Source organism: Flagellimonas oceani (genome assembly GCF_011068285.1).
GTDB lineage: Bacteria > Bacteroidota > Bacteroidia > Flavobacteriales > Flavobacteriaceae > Flagellimonas > Flagellimonas oceani.
This window is the reverse complement of the sequence record NZ_CP049616.1, coordinates 919,901-937,483: the sequence shown is the minus strand read 5'-3', so window position 1 is coordinate 937,483 and position 17,583 is coordinate 919,901. Positions and strand designations below refer to the sequence as shown.

Genomic DNA, 17,583 nt, shown 5'->3' with positions numbered 1-17,583 from the left:
TTGTATTTTAGTATTAATGTGTTTTATTCTTATCATCAGCTATCGATGTTGTGCTTCCGCAAAAAAGCGTTGAGTTCCGGTACACTCGGGTTTTTGATAAAATCATTCCCTGCCATTACTGTGGGAAACTTGAGGACCCCATCATATAGCGACCGTATCTTTAGTTCTGCCACGGCATCCGTCTCCACGTTAAAATCTTCAAATGCTATCCATTTGCCCTGCAAATAATTGCGAATGGCAGCTGATTTGGGACACCAATCGGTCCCATATAATTGTAGTTCTGGCTTATCCATTTTTAATCATCATTTTTTGTAGGGTGGGATGTATCTTTTCTGCATTAGTAACTATAAAAGGGGTCACGGACATCAGGATGATGGATACCGCCAAAAATATCTGGTAATTGTTGGGACTGATCAATTCGTATTGCAATCCACTCTGTGCCAGGACAAAGGAAAACTCACCGATCTGCGCAATCGAAAATCCGACAGCAAGGGCCGTTTTCCATTCCAGCCCCAGCACCTTTACCGCCAAGATTCCGGCTACGGCCTTTACCGCAAAGGCGAACAAGGTCCAAAATACGATCCATCCCAAATCGGTCAGGAATATTTCATAGTTGAGCAACATGCCCATCGAGATAAAAAAGAAGCTCATGAACACATACCGAAAGGGTAAAAAACAGGTGATCGCCATGTGGTCATAATTGGTTTCCGCTATGATCAAACCTGCGATAAAGGCACCCAATGCAAGTGAAAGACCCAATTGCTCCGTGAGCAGTGCAATCCCAGTAACAAGAAAGATCAATGCGATCAAGAACACTTCCTGGCTTTGGATCTTCATGACGTTTTTCAGGAAATAGGGAATCACAAAACGGGCCAGTAGATAGGCAATTCCGCCCATCAATACCACTTTGCCCAATAGCCATCCAAAAGCGGACAACGGATTCCCTCCGACGCCAGCGATTATTGGGATCATCAGCATCAATGGTACGATCATGATGTCCTGGAACAACAAGACAGCCAAAATGAATTTCCCATGGGGCGTTACTATTTTATTGGTATCCTGCAATGTTTTTATGACAATGGCAGTACTGCTCAGTGCATAGAGAAACCCCCAAAAGATACTTTCCTCCCAACTGGGCCTCATGGTCAGCCATATGAGCACTGCGGTAAGCAGGATTGTAAAGAATACTTGCGCACTTCCCCCGCCGAGCACATAATGCTTGATTTTTTTGAGTTTATCGAACGAGAATTCAAGTCCGATGGTAAACAATAATAGGATGACCCCGATCTCAGCATACACATCGACCTCTTCCATATCGGTGAAAAAACTAGATGTATTGGGACTGAGCAATATTCCGGTGATCAAATATCCTATGATATATCGGATCTTAAGGAACCTGCATATAATGACCACAGCCGTGGCAACGCCAAAAATGGCACAGATGTTCAAAAGAATGTGGTGTTCCATGATAGTTGTTTTTACGACTCCCGGAAGCTAAGTGCTCCGGAAGGACAATTATTGATTTGATTTTTTAGAGCCTCCGCCGAGGCATTTTCCGGTGTTATCCAGGGTTTTGCCTTTGGGTCGTACACCTTGGGTAAGGTCTTGACACAGATGCCCGCGTGTATACATTTTTTGGGCTTCCAGATGACGGTCAGGTCCTCCCTTTGATATTCTTTGCTTATTTCCATGGTGTTCGATTATTTTAATACATCCTTGATCTCATCTATTTTTCTGAACATTGCCGAAGCAAAAGGGCACAACGGAATAATCTTGATGCTTTTTTCTCTTGCCATCCCAACAATTTTATAGAGCAACTGCTTGCCTATCCCTTTACCGCTATATTTCGGGTCAACATCTGTATGGTCTATGATGATCAATTCAGGACCTGCTATGGAAAAGGTCATGGACCCCACCCCTTTTCCGGTATCTTGGGCCACTGCCATCCCTTTGGATTCATATTCGATTACTTGTATTTCCATATTCTTTGCTTTTAAAATTTGACTTCTGTGGTCAACACCATATGGAATAATGTGTCGTCCATATTATTTTCTCGTAAAAAAGGACCTGGAAAAATCACATTGCCTTCCAGTTCCACTCCTATAGCATGGTTGAACCGATATCCCGCTATAAAACCCATTTGATTGGCAATAAACCTTTGATCGTTCAAACTTGGATAATCCAAGGTCATGGCGGCCCCGTATACCCCGTCCTCCAAGGAATAGCGCCAAAAAGCCGCATAGTCCACCTCCAGGCTCAGTTTATTGAACGTTGTGTTGACATAGGGGTGCACATCGATCAAGTTGGAGGGTCCGAAACGTGCCACCCTCCCAAAATAGGCGCCTCTTGGATACAGTGCATCAAAGGTGTTCATTTTGCCATCGGTGCTATTTTTATCACCACTGATGGCCTCGGTTTTGATGCCCACATCGAAGTCCTTGCCCAATACTTTTAGCTCAGCTTCGACTTGAAGGGACAAGGTCCATGCTGAAATATCCTGGTTCCCAAAGGAGCCCATTTGATACACTACCTCATTGTTATAGGTAAATCCTTTAACAGTGCCAACATGCCTGGCCCCAATCGATACCCTTCGCTCGTTGTCCGTCCCACTTTGGTAGATGGCCCCATCCTCTTTCTGATAAAGGACATAGGCATCCAAATAGTTGTCATCCGCAAAGTGGGTCGTGGTATACAGGCCGGAAAACGTTTCATCAAAAGTCCACTGGCCATTATCGAAAGCTCCAGGTTCCGGGCGCACCGGAACGGAGAAAAATGATAGGGCCTCAAAAACCTTTGTATGATACCGCAGTTCTGCCATATCAAAGGACCTTCTCACATTTGGACCTTCCCGAATATCCACCAATCTTCCGGAACCCAACCGTATATTGCGCCTACCCACTTCCAGAGTCCAAAGGGAGGAAATTTCATAGGCGACAAACAGTTGGTTTACATAAAGGACATCCTTATCGACCGGACTGAGATTGTTTTTTCCTTCAATCAAACTACTTCCCAATTCAGCAAAGGTCTCGAACCGATCACCAAGTTTAAGATGAGCATGGAACAACAACCTATTAAGAAACCATATGTTGTCCTGACGCCCCTCAGTACTGAACTCTTCATTGACAAAGGACTCTGCTTGACCTCTCCAACTACCCCCAAGGGTCAACTGGTTGTTTTCCGACACGTACAAATGTTTCAAAGAACGGTACCACGACAACCCATTTCGGTTATCCAACCTGGGCACACTATCGTTCTGTCGCAATAGGGCAAAACGATAAGTACCTTTCTCCTGCGCTAAAGCGACATCGGCTATAACAATCCAAAAGATTACTAATGATATCATGGCTTTCAGTACGTTCATAACAATTACATCATTTGGTCTACCTGCATATCCACTACATCATTAGTAAAAATCAGGTATTCCCTATTCCTTGATAAATTGCAGGTCGATAATCAATTTCACCGTATCGCTCACCACAATGCTACCGCTTTCGGTCACTGTACTCCAATTGAGGTTAAAATCCTTTCTATTGATTGCCCCGGTCATTTCGAACCCTGCCTTGGTCTGTCCATAGGGATCCACCGCTATTCCGTTGAAATCCACTTCCAATACAATTTCCTTGGTGACCTCCCTGATTGTCAAATCACCCGTCAACCTATTCCCGTCAAAGGATTTGGACTTAAAGGTGATTTCCGGATATTCCTTGACATTAAAGAAATCGTTCGACTTCAAATGGTTGTCCCTGTCCTTGTTTTTAGTATTGATGGAAGCCGATTTGGCCGAGAAATCGAAATCAGCGTCGATGAACCCTTCATTGTCGGAGACTATGGAGGCATCGAATTCTTCAAAATGGCCAGTTACGGTGGAAATCATCATATGCTTTACTTTAAAGCTGATTTCCGCATGTGCCACATCAATTTTCCAGTGGGTCTTTTGTTTTGTACTCATAAGATTTGTTGTTTACATTTTATGTTCAATTATTTACTTTGATATCCGCCATAATATTTTACCGGTGACCAATCTGGAATCACTTCCGGTACGGTTGGGTCCAGGGCACCGTACATGCCATCGGCATACACTACCTTGCCCGCGACTACGGTCAGTACCGATTTGAGTGTGTTGATTTCTTTTTCCGGTATGGTGAAGAAATCATCGGACAATAGGGTAAAATCCGCGTACATCCCATTTTCCAAGGTGCCTTTGACTGTTTCCTCATTGGAGATCCAGGCACTTCCCTTGGTATAGAGGTGCAATGCCTCTTCCCTGGTCAATCGGTTGGCCGGTTCGGCCAATGAATAATCCCCTACGGTTTTTCCAGTGATCAACCAGTACAGCGCAGGCCATGGATTATAGCTGGCTACCCGCGTTCCATCCGTGCCGGCCCCAACGGGAAGCCCCATATCCATCATTTTTCGGACGGGCGGGGCCTGTTTTGCCTTTTCCCCACCATAGCGCTCCACAAAAAATTCACCGGCATAGGCCAAACGGGCCTGAATGGCGATACCCCCGTTCAAATCCTTGATCCGTTGCAATTCCTTTTCCTGAACTGTTTCCGCATGGTCGAACAACCATCTTTTGGAAGCAAGCTTTCCTTCGGTTTCTTGATTGACCTCCTCCAACACATCCAACATATGGGCGATGGTCTCCCCGTAGGTGGCATGAATCCTGAACGGCCAGCCTTGGTCCACATGGAGTCGGATGACACTTTTGAGGTCTTCTCTCCATGTGGGTCGATTCTCCAACAAAGGTTGGGGCGCCAAAAAATTTTCAAAGTCACCGGCGCTCCACGCCAGGAACTCCCCTCCTCCTTCGAGCTCATAACCGTGATCCAAATGGATTTCCCCATTATGGCCCACTTTGTTGTTGGCCATCCACGCCTTGAATTCGGCATATTCCTTTCCCTTGTCCTGAGGAAACAAATAGTAGGATAAACGGATAGGCATTTCCCCTGCTTCTGCCAGACGTTTGGTCACTCTATAATCAATTGGGAACTTGTGCCCCCCTCCTCCGGCATCGATTCCACTGGTGATGCCGAAACTGTTCAATTCCCGGTAGAACTGTTTTGTGGAGTTTACCATTTCGTCCTCCGATAAAGCTGGCAATGAAGCGATCCGTGCATAGAGTATGGTCGGGTTGGGCTCGGCCAATAGCACTCCAGTAAGTTTACCGTCCGGCCCCTTCACAAAACTACTCCCTTCGGGAGCCTTGGTATTTTCATCGATCCCCAGGGCATCCAGACCAGCTTGGTTCAGCCATGCCCTACTATAAAGAAACAGTATTAAAGTGGGGACGTTCCCCGTAGCTTTATTGATTTCCTCCGGTGTGGGAAAGCGCTTTTCTTCAAATTGAAAGGGACTCCACCCCCCAATAACGCGGACCCATTGTCCCTCCGGGGTTCTTTCGGCCTGTTCCCTGAGCATTTCCAGGGCTCGTTTTAAGGATTTCACCCCATCCCAACGCAGTTCTGCATTATAGAAACGCCCCCCCCTGGTCAAATGCAGATGGGAATCGTTCAACCCTGGGATCAGCGTCCTGCCCTTGGCATCTATGGCAATGGTCTTTTTATTTTGCAAATCCATGATTTCCTCGGTGGTACCGGACGCAATAATCTTACCATCCTTGATGGCTATGGCCTCCTTAAAGGTTCGCCCTTCGTCCATAATGGCCACCTTGGCATTGACCACGATCAAGTCTGCAATTTCCGCACCCTCGCCTTTATCACGCTTACAGGCGATGCACAGAACTGTACACAAAAAAATGGTGAAATACCTCATAACTATTTGGCTATAAAGGATTTCTTCCTGTTTTCCAAGGAAGAAATCCTGGTTTGATGGATTAATGCTTTAACATTTCTCTGGCATACTGCACCCCGATACCGTAAGCACCGGCATATCGGACCACGAGATCGTTAACGGCCGTATAGGTCTCTTGACGCGCCCAATCCCTTTGTAGTTCCAACAGATATTGCAACGATGTCATGGGTTTGGCACCTGCCTGCACCATACGGGTCATAGCTTGATCGTGTGCTTCTTGGGTAACATCCCCAGAGGCATCGGTGATGACATAAACATCATAGCCCTCGGTCAAGGCGGACAGTACAGGCCCTACGATACAGACACTGGTCCAAAGACCGGCCATCACAATTTTCTTTTTGTTTTTGCCCGTAATGGCTTTATGGGCATTGACATCTTCCCAAGTGTTCATGGTCGTCCTGTCGACATACCCTGAAGTCGATTCTGGATAAAATTCTTGGATCTCGGGAAACACAGGACCGCTGAACGATTTTTCGGCCACCGTGGTGACTACTGTTGGCACCTTAAAAATTTTGGATGCGCCGGCCACAAGACCTACATTGTTCCTTAATTCGGTTGTTGAGATACTGTGGGTGGCAAAGGCCATTTGACCTTCATGATCGATCAACAGCAAAGCGTGATTGGTCGGGTTCAATAATTCGGGGCTTGGCTTTTGTGCCACCCCAATGGCGGTTAAAAAAAACGCACTTAGAAATACAATAATTCGTTTCATACTTGATTTGATTAGAGTGTCAATATTGACTTTTATATATATTAATTGTTGTGTCTATGCCATGGGAACCTCCATCAATAGGAGCTCCACATCTTTATCGGCTTGAATATCCAATTGATCTACCTCCCAGGTTCCAAAACCATCCCTACTGTCCAAGCCTTGCCCATTTACGGAAACTGTTCCATCGAGCACAAAAACATAAACCCCATTTTTCCTGGGATTGTTCAAAGGATATTTCAATCCTTTTCCTTTATCAAGCTTGGTCATATGGAACCAAGCATCCTGATGGATCCAAACTCCTTCATCCTCAGCGTTTGGTGATAATATCTGTTGGAATTGATTGTGTCGATCATGGTCATCCAAGGTAATCTGATCGTAACGCGGTGTAACACTTTCTTCATTTGGGACAATCCATATCTGAAGGAATTTCACCTCTTTATCGGTATTCTTATTGAACTCGGAATGAGATATTCCAGTTCCAGCACTCAATACCTGGATATCCCCGGATTTGATCACGGCCACATTGCCCATACTGTCCTTATGCTCCAAATCCCCTTCCAAGGGTATGGAAATGATTTCCATATTCTTGTGGGGATGCGTGCCAAAGCCCATTCCCGGGGCGACCGTGTCATCGTTCAGGACCCGCAAGGCACCAAATTGCATGCGTTCCGGATCATAGTAATTGGCAAAACTGAAGGAGTGTCTGGAATGTAGCCAACCATGGTTGGCATTGCCCCTTGTTTCCGCTTTATGTAAAATTGTCTTCATAATATTGATCCTTCTATGAGTTTCTATGATGCCATGAGTAGGACGAAATCCATGCCAATGTTTTAAATAGCTGTATTACAGATACTTATAAAAAAATCAATACAATAAAGCTTTCCCTCTTTTAATACTTTTCTAATATTTTAGAATTTATCAAGAATAACCGGCACCCATTTGCATCATTTGAAGTATGGTCACGCACTAGGTTTACAGTAAAAAGGATGTTGTCAGCAATTAATGGGTTGTTACAGATCATTGAAATATCTTGTGTACAGAACCTTTACAACCTGTGTGGCTATAGGTTACAAGTTGAGACCGCCAAGGCACATCACTTTTAGATCACACTTCAATATTGACGCGGTGCATATTCTGCGGGCATCATGTGCTCGAGAAAGCTCAAAAACGCACCTTTCTTTTAAAGATTCCTTAACATTTCTCAAATAATGGAAAAAATACTATGGTAATTTTTGAGCCTTTGTCCATAGGTAAGGGAAGCCAATACCAACCCCAAGATTTTTGCTTAAAAGCACGCACTTCTATCTAAACCTCCCGTCCACCCCCAGTAAAGTCTTTGTACTTTGGAAAGGAGACCTTTTTCCAGTTGCTGATAAGTTCCAATGTGCATTATTATTATTAAAAGGTACTTTGTGCAGAGTATTTATAGACCCATTACATTTAATCTTAAACAACAAAGCGGTCCAAGTATATCCACCTGAACCGCCTTTGACATCAAAAGATCCATGTTGGTTTATGAGCCTTTTTTTGATTATTCATTATGTCCAAAAAAACGTTGGTTCATGGAATCCATGACTTTTTCGATACCATCCCTTTGTACCCATCCGTATTCTGTTGTTGAGAGTTCACCTGCCGTATAGTGCAATTGTATTCTATGGTCCGTTACTGCTTTATGGACCACATCGGCAATGCTTTCAGGGGTATCCCGTTTGGCACTTGAATCCGCCTTCATGCTGGTTAGGTATCCATCAAAAATTTCTTGGTATTCCGGATGGTGGACCAACTGTGCATTCTTGCCAAAGTTGGTCTGCATATAGGCGGGAACTACCGTTTTTATTTGTAGTCCAAATCCTTTTAATTCGTAGGCCATTCCCTCCGTCCAGGTTTCCAAAGCCGATTTTGTTGCCGCATAAGCAGCCACAAACGGGTAGGGAATGTTTGCCGTTGAGGAGGTTATCGTAAGGATCGTCCCTTTTTTTCGCTTTCTAAAAAAGGGAAGAAATGCTTTGGTGACCAGCAGCGTTCCCAAAAAATTGGTGTTGATCTGGCCTACCAACTGATCGTCGGTAGTCCCCTCGAAGGGGCCCATGAGGCCATAAGCCGCATTATTGACCAGTACATCAATGGGACTTATCTTCTCCGCCTTTTCCGCAACCAAGGTAATTTCCTTTTTATCGGTGAGGTCCAACTTGAGCAAATGGACGTTCGGGAATTCCGTAAATTCTTTTTCCCTTTCCGGCTGGCGCATAGTGCCAATTACGGTCCACCCTTTTTTAGCGAATAGCTTGGCAGTTGCCTTTCCCAAGCCCGATGAAACCCCTGTGATGAAAATCGTTTTGTACATTTTTAAAGTTTTATCATTACTGATACAAAATTGTAGCCTTAAAAAATGAAAGGGTTTATCCTATGGTAAAAAAACGCCTCAACGAATATTCTTTCGTATCCTGCTCAGGGATTGTTGGGTGATTCCCAGATAAGAGGCGATATATTTCAGGGGGATGCGATTGACCAAGAAGGGATACTTCTCCATAAATTCCAAATAACGTGTTGTGGCATCCTGGGATATCAATGGGCTTACCCGTTCCAATTTTTTGGCCAGTGATTTGTTTGTAATCTTCTGGATAATATGCTCCCAACCGATGATCGTATCTGAAATTTCCTTCCAATCCGCATTGGAAATCACAAGCAGCTTTGCATCTGTGGCCGCCTGAATGTATTCCGTTGAGGGCACATTCTTCAAATTATAGAGCAAATGATTTTCTTCAATAAAGATCTTTGTGATTTCTTCGCCTTTGTTGTTATAATAGCAAATTCGAAGAATACCGTCAAAAATAAATCCGACTTGTTCCAAAACCTTACCTGCCTCTACAAAATAATCGTCCTTCTTAATTTCAATTTCCTTGGCCTTGTCTTCGATCAACTTGATTTGCTGCTCATTCAGATGGCCGAACTGAAGAATATATTCGATAAATTCATTCATAATACAAAGGTATCCATTGTGGGATGAAAGGGTTTACCAAATGGTAAAAAGTGCTTTTCGGACCAAGTAGCCTTGGGGTCAATCGATAAGATCAATACCCTTTTCTCAATGCTTTCAAACTTTCTAACTTACCCCAGGGCGACACAAGAAAGCTACGTTAGGAAGCAAAAAAGCCACAAATACGAATATCCGTGGCCTTTGTCCAATACAATGTTTATCCCATGACTATTTTAGCATATGGTTTATGGCTCCCCCATCTACCAAAAATTCGTTCCCAGTAATAAAACTTGCATTGTCCGAAGCCAAGAACAAGACCGTATCAGCGATCTCATCTGGGCTTCCCAGTCGTTGTAAGGCGGTGACCGTAGCCAAATAATCCTTTACCTCCGGTGTCACAACACCGTCAAGCCCTTCGGTCTCCGTAGGTCCAGGGCTTACCAAATTTACCCTGATTTTTCTTTCGGCCAGTTCATTTGCGGCTACCTGTGCAATCTTGTTCAAAGCTCCCTTTGTTGCCGAGTACACACTTGAATTCATTCCCGAGGCCGAGGCTACTGTCGATGATGTGAATACCACAGCGGCTCCGTCGACCAAGTGGGGCAACAATTTTTGTAGAGTAAACAACGGACCTTTGACATTGGTATTGAACTGTGCATCAAAGTCTGCCTCAGTGATATGTGCTATCGGCGCATAGGTAGCGATTCCTGCATTGAGAAAAAGTACGTCCACTTTGGTTCCACTTTCTGCGATCATTTCTTCCAATATGGTTATTCCTTCCAAATGGGATGTGTCCGATACTACCGTGTTCAATTTTGGACTGCCTATGGCTTCTGCCGCCTTTTGTAGCCTGTCCGCATTTCTACCCGTTATCCAAACCTCGGCCCCTGCGTTGATAAACGCCCTCGCAGTTGCAAATCCTATACCTGAGCTACCGCCGGTGATGATTACATTCTTGTTTTTAAAATTCATTTTTAATTCTTTTTGTTTAACGCAGTAAAGATAATCTCAATTGGTTATTTTTAGTAACTTTGTAATTACAAATAACAGTAACATAGGTGTAACAAAGTAACATTATGAAGTGTCAGTCCAAAGATTTTATCAAAGCATACGATAGCGAAATGAGAGCGGTTCAAGATTCCATGGACGTGTTGAGCGGCAAATGGAAGATTCCGATCATATCTTCCATCTGCTATTACAACAAAAGGCGTTTTTCCGATATTTTGAACGATATCGATGGGATTTCCAATCGTATGTTGAGCAAGGAATTGAAGGAATTGGAAATCAATCAATTGGTTTCAAGAACGGTATTGGATACCCAACCCGTAACGGTTGAATACAAGCTTACCGACCATGGTTTAACGCTAAGGACCATTATCAACCAGCTTACAGAATGGGGAATTGAACACCGTAAGGTAATCATAGCAAAATAGGTGTCATTTGATTGAATGGCCGTCAAGATGCATGTCCCTTAATTCAATGAACTTTTTGTCGAAGAAGATTGAAAGCGCTTTCGTTGGTCTTTTAATATGATATGCTGTGCTCCATTTTTCTTGCCCCGATATAATTAAATCTATAAAGTAGGGATAGCTGGATAGCTGGGCCAAGAATCAAAAAAAATAAATGGTGAAGTAAGAAATGAGACATGCCGATCAATTATTTTTCCGGAAATAAGGTCTTACAAAATAAAAGACCGTCAATAGGGTCACTACAACCACGATAACGATAAGCTCGTCAATGGCCACATGGGACAATAGACATAAAATGACAAAGCTTGACAGGACCGGAATACCATACCCATATGGAATTTTGAAACCACCCCGTGGTTCCTCATCGTGCATTCTGAGTTTGATCACAGCCAAGGAAACCCCTAGATAAATCAATAGAATGGTAGCGCTGGAAATAATGGCCAACTGCTCAAAACCTCCGAAAGATGCACAGAGAAATCCAATGGCTGCATAGGAGCCAATGGCCATAAAGGGAGTACTGAACCTCGGATGGATCTTGGCAAGTTTTTCCATGGGGAGCACCCCGTCCACTGCCGCTTGAAACAGCACTCTGGGCATGCTCAAAATGGAACTGCCCAAATAACCCAACATGGAAATAAGGGCCGCCAGTGTCATTGCGGCAAAACCAAATCCTCCGAACACCCGTTCGGCTACAGCTCCCAAGGGATTCTCCCTGTATGTGGGCAAAGTTGGACCGAGAACGCCCTGGGCCACGGTCTGTACAAGCACATAAAGCATAAAAATGATTAGGATGCTTACCAAAATCCCTTTGGGAATCGTCCTTTGTGGGTTTTTCACCTCCCCACTTATGGACAGTGCGGATTCTGCTCCCTGAAACGCAAAAAATAAGATCAATGTCATTTCGGCCACTTTTCTGAAGGAGGGCAAGGCTTGAATCTCAAGGTTTTCGATGGCCACATCTCCCCAAGATGCCATAATCAGGATAAGGAGCGGGATAAGTTTGGCAATTGTCGCCAATTTGACCACGGCGACCCCGTGTTTGGCACCCCTGAAGTTGACAAAGCCAAAAATCAAAAAAAGGAAAAAGAAGACAAGCATTCGTGCCGGTGGCCATTTGAACATGGGAAGTTGGGTGCCCAAAATATCAACAATGGCGTTGGCCACGGCGGCATCAGCCGCAAGGGTGGACCATACAAAAAGTATCGATGTCAAAAAGCCGATATATGGGCCAAAAGCAGTCCTAATGTATACATAGGCACCCCCAGATGCGGCAACCCTACTCCCCACTTCCGCAAAGCAAAGCATCACCAGAGCCACTATAACGATACAAAATAGGTAAGCAAAGACACTGGATGGCCCGAGGCCGGAAGCCACGATTGCGGGCAACACAAAAATCCCAGAGCCCACGACCATGTTGACCATATGTGCCGTGAAACCAATAACACCTATCTCCCGTTTTAATTTGACTTTTTCCATTTTATGGCAGATTAACCTGGTTTGATTGCCAAATCCCCAAAAATGGGCAAAAGTATATTTCCATGCATGGCTAATTTAAAATGACTCCTTTTGCTATTTGGCAAAGGAATTTCCAACGCTAATTGGCTTCATGCCCCTCCCTATTGTAGTTCTTGGATCTGCCTGATCATTTGACTGGTAAACCCCCATTCGTTGTCGTACCAGGCCATTACCTTTGCGAGATTTCCATCTACGACCCTGGTCATTTCAAGATCCACGGTCGCTGCAAATGTATTTTTGATCATGTCCGAGGAAACCAGGGGCTCTTTGCTGACATCGATGACTTTCTGATATCGAGGCGTTTCAGCTTCGCTTGTTAAAATCGCGTTTATTTCCTCGGCAGAGGTTGGGCGTTCCGTGATGAATGTTATATCAGAAATAGAGCCTATGGGTACCGGTACACGAACGGCTATTCCATCAAACCTGCCTTCATACTGGGGAAGTGCCTTTGTTACAGCAATTGCAGCCCCAGTTGATGCCGGTATGGTGTTAATGGCGGCACCACGTCCCATTCGTGGGTCTTTTTTTGATGGTGCATCAACCAATGCCTGTGATGACGTATAGGCATGGGTGGTGTTCAGGATCGCCTTTTTGATTCCTATCCTACGGCCAATGATTTCAATTATGGGCCCCGTGTTATTGGTCGTACAACTGGCACAGGAAAAGACCGATGTTTTTCCCTCTTCGGTATTCACACCATGAATTACGGTAGGGGTATCCTTGGTCGGTCCCGAAATCACCACAAATTTGGCTCCCGCTGCAATGTGCTTTTCAGCATCCTTTTTATTGGTGAAAAATCCCGTGCTCTCTATAACAATATCGACATCCAGCTCATCCCATTGCAACGCGGCAGGGTCCTTTACCATGGTGTATCTGATGGCACTGCCATTGATCACGATATGATCGTTCTCAACGCTTACTTCCTTGTCAAATCTCCCATAAACACTGTCATATTTTAAAAGATGGACTGCATTTTCCAGGGTCATAAGGTCATTTATACCTACGACCTGCAAATCCGGGGTGTCCAATAGTATTTTAAGGGAAGCCCTACCGATACGGCCAAAGCCATTGATTCCTATTTTTTTCATCCTAACTATTTTTGATTCTCGTTTAAATTATAAGCTAAATTCAGTTTCATTTGGGTCATTGTGAAACGTACCGGCCGGTGTCAATATATAAGTTCCAGACGTTGCAAACGTATCTTCCATGAACATAAAGTGATACACCTTTTCATCTTTCACTTTGGCAAGTAGCGAAAACGGGGAAGTGACCTGTTTATCAAGTGTTTTCAAGACGTAGGTAAAGCTTCCAAAAACGGCTACCTTTTCATCTTCTGAAAATAGGTCCTGTACCTCAAAACCTAGAATCGACCACAATTCATTGACACCGGCAAAAGTATCAATGAAGCCTTTTGCCCCTTGATGATGGGTCCCTGTCCAAGGCAGAATTTTCTTTAACTCAGGATTATTGAAGTTCAACGAGATATAGGTGGCCTTGGGATCTACAATCGATGCTATCACATCGGGATTTGTGGTATGGGCCAAAAAGAGTTCGATAGTTTCCAATGATGTTTTCATTTTTTATTTGATTTTGTTGATTATTGGCTGCCCCAATCATGGAGATCACACCTCAAATTCACTTCCCTTAGGGTCACTGTGGAACGTTCCGGCCGGTGTAACCCTAAAAGTACCAGCTGTTGCAAACGTATCCTCCATAAACATAAAGTGATAGATCTTTCCATTCTTGACTTTGGCAAGTATGGAAAAAGGTGAGGTGACCTCTTTGTCAAGGGTTCTCGAAGTGTAGGTGAAGCTACCAAAGACGGCTACCTTTTCACCTTCTGAAAAGATGTCCCGCACCTCAAAATCCTGAATTGACCAAAATGCATTGACACCAGCAAACGTATCGATGAAACCTTTTGCCCCTTCATGATGGGTTCCTGTCCAAGGTAGAATTTTCTGCAACTCGGGGTTATTGAAGTTCAATGAGATATAAGTGGCCTCGGAATCTACAATCGATGTTATCACATCTGGATTTGTAGTGTTGGCCAAAAAAAATTCGATAGTTTCCAATGGTGTTTTCATTTTTTATTTTTTGTTGTTAAATACCTATCCATATGCTAGTACCAGCTCCGGATATTTAGTACATATCCGTTCAATGGTTTCAAAATCCAATCCATCGAAATTGACGACTGTTTAAGAAAGCGAATTGGACGGATTGATTATTATTGATGCTGCACCGTACTCCGCAATCCTTAATCCAAATGCCAAACAACATGCCAACAATTTAAGTTTTTGATTTTTAGCGTTTTAACTTTAATTTTTATTAAGAAATACTTCTCTTATTTTTTACTTTTCCATTATTTTTGAAAAACAGGTCCGTTATGGGCTTCACCCTTAGGGTATGGATGATAGAAATTCAGGAATTTGAATAAAAAATCCTCTTAGATTTTTCCCATGATGTGAGATGTCTTTAAGGGAGCCCATGTCAAAATGATGCCCCAAACCAAGGCCAAGAGCCTAAAGACAAGATCCTGAAAGTTTGAAAAGATGCTGCTCGAGCGTAATCCATAATCAACCACTGGACCATAGCGACCTCAATCAAATATTTTAACTAAGTCACCTCTTTTACAGCTATCCTTCTGGTTAGAATTTAAATTGTGCGACCACAAATCCGAACACAATATTTTCACCAGTGGACACCTCCTTGAGATAGGCTCCGGAGTCGAACCAGCTCATACCCATTAATAGAGAGACATGCTTGTTGGCCCGGTAGGAAAAAACACCTGAAACCTGACTCCCGATATAGCGTGAAGAAGCATCATTACGCTCAAAAAACGGTGTCATATTGGGCCGGTAAATCCCTTCACCTGTACTGTATCTCCAAAGAAAGGCATAATCGCAGGCAAACATTGTTTTTTCAGAAAGGAACAGTTTTACGTTCGGGTGGATGTCCATGAGATTACTTGGGGCTATGGCTGCAGCCATACCAAAATAGGCGCCTGGGCCAAACATGGTATTCAAGGTTTGTTGTGAATTGTCCATATTGTCCTTATCGCCACTTATAAGATCTGCCTTTATTCCGATTTCCGGCGTGTATTTTATGGATTTAAAATGATAGGAAGTGGCCAAAGCGATGCTCCAGGCCGATATGCTCCTACTGTCTATCGAACCGAATTGGTAACCGCCTTCCAAATCATACCACCAGCTACCGCGGTCCTTAAAAATCCGCGCAGCGAGGGTATGTCTTTTTTCCATACCCGCACCGTCATAGAAGAGCGCGTTATTGTTATAGAAGCCCAAGTAATAGAAATTAAAATGCAATTCCTTTTTAGCGGTTGCCATGTCCGAAAATATACCCCAAAGCCGCAAATCCGGTGAGGAGGTATCATCAAAAATACCCACCTTATCCACCACGGCATGCAAATAGAACATATCGGTTTTGATGTCACCCCCATTATATATTGCTTTGATCCCATCAAAGGAACGTCTGGTATTGGGAGAATCCCTTAGAGAAATTAGCCTTGTAGAACCATAGCTTACCTCCTGCCTTCCCAAACGGAATGTAATAGCGATCTCACTAAAAGGTTGGTAATCTATAAAAAGTTGATGCAATTTTAACGGGTTTTCCTCCACTGGCAAAAGGATATCCCTGCTGTTGGCCAAGGCACTCTGGAGTTCCGCATAAACCCGAACATTCCCCGAAAGATGCAAATCGGCATGCAGCAGCCATCTGGTAAGCATGAACCCATCATCGTCCCTGAGGTCCGGATTCCAACCCTCATTGTCCATAAGAAGATATTGCACCCTAAAATCACCACCAAAACTGACATAGGCTTTTTTACCGATGCTTTTATATTTCAATCGATGGTACCAGTTCCCCAAGGAATCTTTTTCAAGGGCAGAATAATCTTCGTTAAACCGCATGGGTTGAAATTTTGGAAATTGCTGGGCCGTTAGGGAAAAACAATTCCAGAAAACCAAGAGGAGAAAGACACGCATTATTAAATTTTTATCTTAGGGAAGCATGTAAAACCTCTGAACTACACTAGAGGTTTTACTTTTTATCACTACTATTTTTCAATAAGTGGAATTACCTTGCTGCCGATCAACTCAATGGATTTCAACAATTGCTGGTGGGTGAGACCGGCATTGTCCATTTGAAAGGTAAACCGATCAATACCACCGAGGGCTTTGCTATGTTTCATCAATTTCTCTGCTACCTGTTCTGGACCGCCCACCACCAGAGCACCTCTAGGGCCGACCATGGCATCGAAGGATGCGCGTGTCACCGGTGGCCAACCCCGTTCTTTTCCCAACTTGGTCCATTGTTCCGCATACCCCGGATAATATTCCGCAAGGGCCTTTTCATTGGTCTCGGCCACAAAACCCGGCGAATGCAGACCCACCTTCAATGTCTCGGGGGAAAAACCCGCTTTGCTTCCCGCTTCGCGATAAAGGTCAACCAAGGGACGAAAACGCTCCGTTTGCCCACCGATGACGGCCACCATTAACGGAAGTCCCAAAGTTCCTGCCCTCACGAACGATTCCGGGGTACCCCCCACGCCCAGCCATACCGGCAATTTTTCCTGAAAAGCCCTTGGGTAAACCGGTTGGTTGGCAATAGCAGGACGAAACTTTCCTGACCATGTAATGAACTCTGATTCCCGAATTTGAAGCAACAGCTCCAGTTTTTCCGCGAAAAGGGCATCGTAATCATTGAGATCAAAACCAAAAAGAGGGTATGACTCGATAGCCGAACCACGTCCGACCACGATCTCTGCACGACCCCTTGAGATAAGGTCAATGGTGGCAAAACTTTGATAGACACGCACGGGATCAGAAGTACTCAATACCTTAACGGCACTCCCTAAATGGATCTGTTCGGTCCTCGCAGCGGCAGCCGCAAGAATCACATCGGGGGCAGAATCCAAAAACTCTTTCTTATGATGCTCGCCAATCCCAAAAAAATGAAGTCCGGCACTATCCGCCCCAACGATCCTGTCCAACAACTGTTCCATGGCATCCGCACTGCTAAGACTACTATCGTACATGGCAGACGCAAAACTGTCTATTCCTATTTCCATAATATCATTA

Annotated in this window: 19 protein-coding genes; 1 reads left to right on the top strand and 18 read right to left on the bottom strand. The window is 44.2% G+C overall.

Annotated elements, in window-relative coordinates; all coding sequences use genetic code 11:
* Positions 1-35 precede the first annotated feature (35 nt).
* From GVT53_RS04435 to GVT53_RS04380, 12 genes are all read right to left on the bottom strand, one after another.
* Positions 36-293, bottom strand: coding sequence for a glutaredoxin family protein (locus GVT53_RS04435; RefSeq protein WP_166247613.1), 258 nt, complete (start codon positions 291-293; stop codon positions 36-38).
* Positions 286-1,467, bottom strand: coding sequence for a cation:proton antiporter (locus GVT53_RS04430; protein ID WP_166247612.1), 1,182 nt, complete (start codon positions 1,465-1,467; stop codon positions 286-288). The genes GVT53_RS04435 and GVT53_RS04430 overlap by 8 nt, the downstream gene beginning before the upstream one ends.
* A gap of 11 nt (positions 1,468-1,478) precedes the next feature.
* Positions 1,479-1,691 carry a (4Fe-4S)-binding protein gene (locus GVT53_RS04425; protein ID WP_166247611.1) on the bottom strand — a complete coding sequence of 71 codons (213 nt, stop codon included), beginning with the start codon at positions 1,689-1,691 and terminating at the stop codon, positions 1,479-1,481.
* Positions 1,692-1,700: 9 nt separating this feature from the next.
* Positions 1,701-1,982 (bottom strand): GNAT family N-acetyltransferase, encoded by a 282-nt coding sequence (locus GVT53_RS04420; RefSeq protein WP_166247610.1) that lies wholly within the window; start codon positions 1,980-1,982, stop codon positions 1,701-1,703.
* 11 nt (positions 1,983-1,993) lie between these two features.
* Positions 1,994-3,361, bottom strand: a complete 1,368-nt coding sequence (locus tag GVT53_RS04415; protein WP_166247609.1) for an alginate export family protein — start codon at positions 3,359-3,361, stop codon at positions 1,994-1,996.
* 63 nt (positions 3,362-3,424) lie between these two features.
* Positions 3,425-3,949, bottom strand: coding sequence for a YceI family protein (locus GVT53_RS04410; protein WP_166247608.1), 525 nt, complete (start codon positions 3,947-3,949; stop codon positions 3,425-3,427).
* Between the two features lie 29 nt (positions 3,950-3,978).
* Entirely contained in the window at positions 3,979-5,775 is a 1,797-nt protein-coding gene (locus GVT53_RS04405) for an amidohydrolase (protein WP_166247607.1), read from the bottom strand.
* Positions 5,776-5,836: 61 nt separating this feature from the next.
* Positions 5,837-6,526: a hydrolase gene (locus tag GVT53_RS04400; protein ID WP_166247606.1), complete on the bottom strand. Its 690-nt coding sequence runs from the start codon at positions 6,524-6,526 to the stop codon at positions 5,837-5,839.
* A 54-nt stretch (positions 6,527-6,580) separates the two neighbouring features.
* Positions 6,581-7,294: a pirin family protein gene (locus GVT53_RS04395; protein WP_205791886.1), complete on the bottom strand. Its 714-nt coding sequence runs from the start codon at positions 7,292-7,294 to the stop codon at positions 6,581-6,583.
* 763 nt (positions 7,295-8,057) lie between these two features.
* The gene (locus GVT53_RS04390; RefSeq protein WP_166247605.1) at positions 8,058-8,870 is read right to left on the bottom strand and encodes an SDR family oxidoreductase; all 813 of its coding nucleotides are present in this window, start codon (positions 8,868-8,870) and stop codon (positions 8,058-8,060) included.
* 78 nt (positions 8,871-8,948) lie between these two features.
* Entirely contained in the window at positions 8,949-9,506 is a 558-nt protein-coding gene (locus GVT53_RS04385; protein ID WP_166247604.1) for a Crp/Fnr family transcriptional regulator, read from the bottom strand.
* Between the two features lie 225 nt (positions 9,507-9,731).
* Entirely contained in the window at positions 9,732-10,475 is a 744-nt protein-coding gene (locus tag GVT53_RS04380; protein WP_166247603.1) for an SDR family oxidoreductase, read from the bottom strand.
* 104 nt (positions 10,476-10,579) lie between these two features.
* Between GVT53_RS04380 and GVT53_RS04375 the strand changes: the two genes are divergently transcribed.
* The gene (locus GVT53_RS04375) at positions 10,580-10,936 is read left to right on the top strand and encodes a winged helix-turn-helix transcriptional regulator (protein WP_205791883.1); all 357 of its coding nucleotides are present in this window, start codon (positions 10,580-10,582) and stop codon (positions 10,934-10,936) included.
* Between the two features lie 219 nt (positions 10,937-11,155).
* On the opposite strand, the gene GVT53_RS04370 is transcribed toward GVT53_RS04375, so the two are convergent.
* The 6 genes from GVT53_RS04370 to GVT53_RS04345 all read right to left on the bottom strand — a co-directional run bounded on the left by GVT53_RS04370 (position 11,156) and on the right by GVT53_RS04345 (position 17,573).
* Complete coding sequence (locus GVT53_RS04370) at positions 11,156-12,448, bottom strand: APC family permease (protein WP_166247602.1); 1,293 nt, start codon at positions 12,446-12,448, stop codon at positions 11,156-11,158.
* A gap of 140 nt (positions 12,449-12,588) precedes the next feature.
* Positions 12,589-13,575: a type I glyceraldehyde-3-phosphate dehydrogenase gene (locus tag GVT53_RS04365; protein WP_166247601.1), complete on the bottom strand. Its 987-nt coding sequence runs from the start codon at positions 13,573-13,575 to the stop codon at positions 12,589-12,591.
* A 27-nt stretch (positions 13,576-13,602) separates the two neighbouring features.
* Positions 13,603-14,064: a nuclear transport factor 2 family protein gene (locus GVT53_RS04360; protein ID WP_166247600.1), complete on the bottom strand. Its 462-nt coding sequence runs from the start codon at positions 14,062-14,064 to the stop codon at positions 13,603-13,605.
* Positions 14,065-14,109: 45 nt separating this feature from the next.
* Positions 14,110-14,571, bottom strand: coding sequence for a nuclear transport factor 2 family protein (locus tag GVT53_RS04355; RefSeq protein WP_166247599.1), 462 nt, complete (start codon positions 14,569-14,571; stop codon positions 14,110-14,112).
* Positions 14,572-15,132: 561 nt separating this feature from the next.
* Positions 15,133-16,413, bottom strand: coding sequence for an alginate export family protein (locus GVT53_RS04350; protein ID WP_166247598.1), 1,281 nt, complete (start codon positions 16,411-16,413; stop codon positions 15,133-15,135).
* 146 nt (positions 16,414-16,559) lie between these two features.
* On the bottom strand, positions 16,560-17,573 hold the full coding sequence (locus tag GVT53_RS04345; protein WP_166247597.1) for an LLM class flavin-dependent oxidoreductase: 1,014 nt from the start codon (positions 17,571-17,573) through the stop codon (positions 16,560-16,562).
* Positions 17,574-17,583 lie beyond the last annotated feature (10 nt).

Excerpts from the sequence above, each read along its gene's own strand:
- GVT53_RS04390 (WP_166247605.1), bottom strand. The coding sequence starts at position 8,870 with ATGTACAAAACGATTTTCATCACAGGGGTTTCATCGGGCTTGGGAAAG.
- GVT53_RS04435 (WP_166247613.1), bottom strand. The coding sequence starts at position 293 with ATGGATAAGCCAGAACTACAATTATATGGGACCGATTGGTGTCCCAAA.
- GVT53_RS04430 (WP_166247612.1), bottom strand. The coding sequence starts at position 1,467 with ATGGAACACCACATTCTTTTGAACATCTGTGCCATTTTTGGCGTTGCC.
- GVT53_RS04365 (WP_166247601.1), bottom strand. The coding sequence starts at position 13,575 with ATGAAAAAAATAGGAATCAATGGCTTTGGCCGTATCGGTAGGGCTTCC.
- GVT53_RS04375 (WP_205791883.1), top strand. The coding sequence starts at position 10,580 with ATGAAGTGTCAGTCCAAAGATTTTATCAAAGCATACGATAGCGAAATG.
- GVT53_RS04380 (WP_166247603.1), bottom strand. The coding sequence starts at position 10,475 with ATGAATTTTAAAAACAAGAATGTAATCATCACCGGCGGTAGCTCAGGT.
- GVT53_RS04360 (WP_166247600.1), bottom strand. The coding sequence starts at position 14,064 with ATGAAAACATCATTGGAAACTATCGAACTCTTTTTGGCCCATACCACA.
- GVT53_RS04345 (WP_166247597.1), bottom strand. The coding sequence starts at position 17,573 with ATGGAAATAGGAATAGACAGTTTTGCGTCTGCCATGTACGATAGTAGT.
- GVT53_RS04400 (WP_166247606.1), bottom strand. The coding sequence starts at position 6,526 with ATGAAACGAATTATTGTATTTCTAAGTGCGTTTTTTTTAACCGCCATT.
- GVT53_RS04370 (WP_166247602.1), bottom strand. The coding sequence starts at position 12,448 with ATGGAAAAAGTCAAATTAAAACGGGAGATAGGTGTTATTGGTTTCACG.
- GVT53_RS04385 (WP_166247604.1), bottom strand. The coding sequence starts at position 9,506 with ATGAATGAATTTATCGAATATATTCTTCAGTTCGGCCATCTGAATGAG.
- GVT53_RS04415 (WP_166247609.1), bottom strand. The coding sequence starts at position 3,361 with ATGAACGTACTGAAAGCCATGATATCATTAGTAATCTTTTGGATTGTT.
- GVT53_RS04410 (WP_166247608.1), bottom strand. The coding sequence starts at position 3,949 with ATGAGTACAAAACAAAAGACCCACTGGAAAATTGATGTGGCACATGCG.
- GVT53_RS04355 (WP_166247599.1), bottom strand. The coding sequence starts at position 14,571 with ATGAAAACACCATTGGAAACTATCGAATTTTTTTTGGCCAACACTACA.
- GVT53_RS04405 (WP_166247607.1), bottom strand. The coding sequence starts at position 5,775 with ATGAGGTATTTCACCATTTTTTTGTGTACAGTTCTGTGCATCGCCTGT.
- GVT53_RS04350 (WP_166247598.1), bottom strand. The coding sequence starts at position 16,413 with ATGCGGTTTAACGAAGATTATTCTGCCCTTGAAAAAGATTCCTTGGGG.
- GVT53_RS04395 (WP_205791886.1), bottom strand. The coding sequence starts at position 7,294 with ATGAAGACAATTTTACATAAAGCGGAAACAAGGGGCAATGCCAACCAT.
- GVT53_RS04425 (WP_166247611.1), bottom strand. The coding sequence starts at position 1,691 with ATGGAAATAAGCAAAGAATATCAAAGGGAGGACCTGACCGTCATCTGG.
- GVT53_RS04420 (WP_166247610.1), bottom strand. The coding sequence starts at position 1,982 with ATGGAAATACAAGTAATCGAATATGAATCCAAAGGGATGGCAGTGGCC.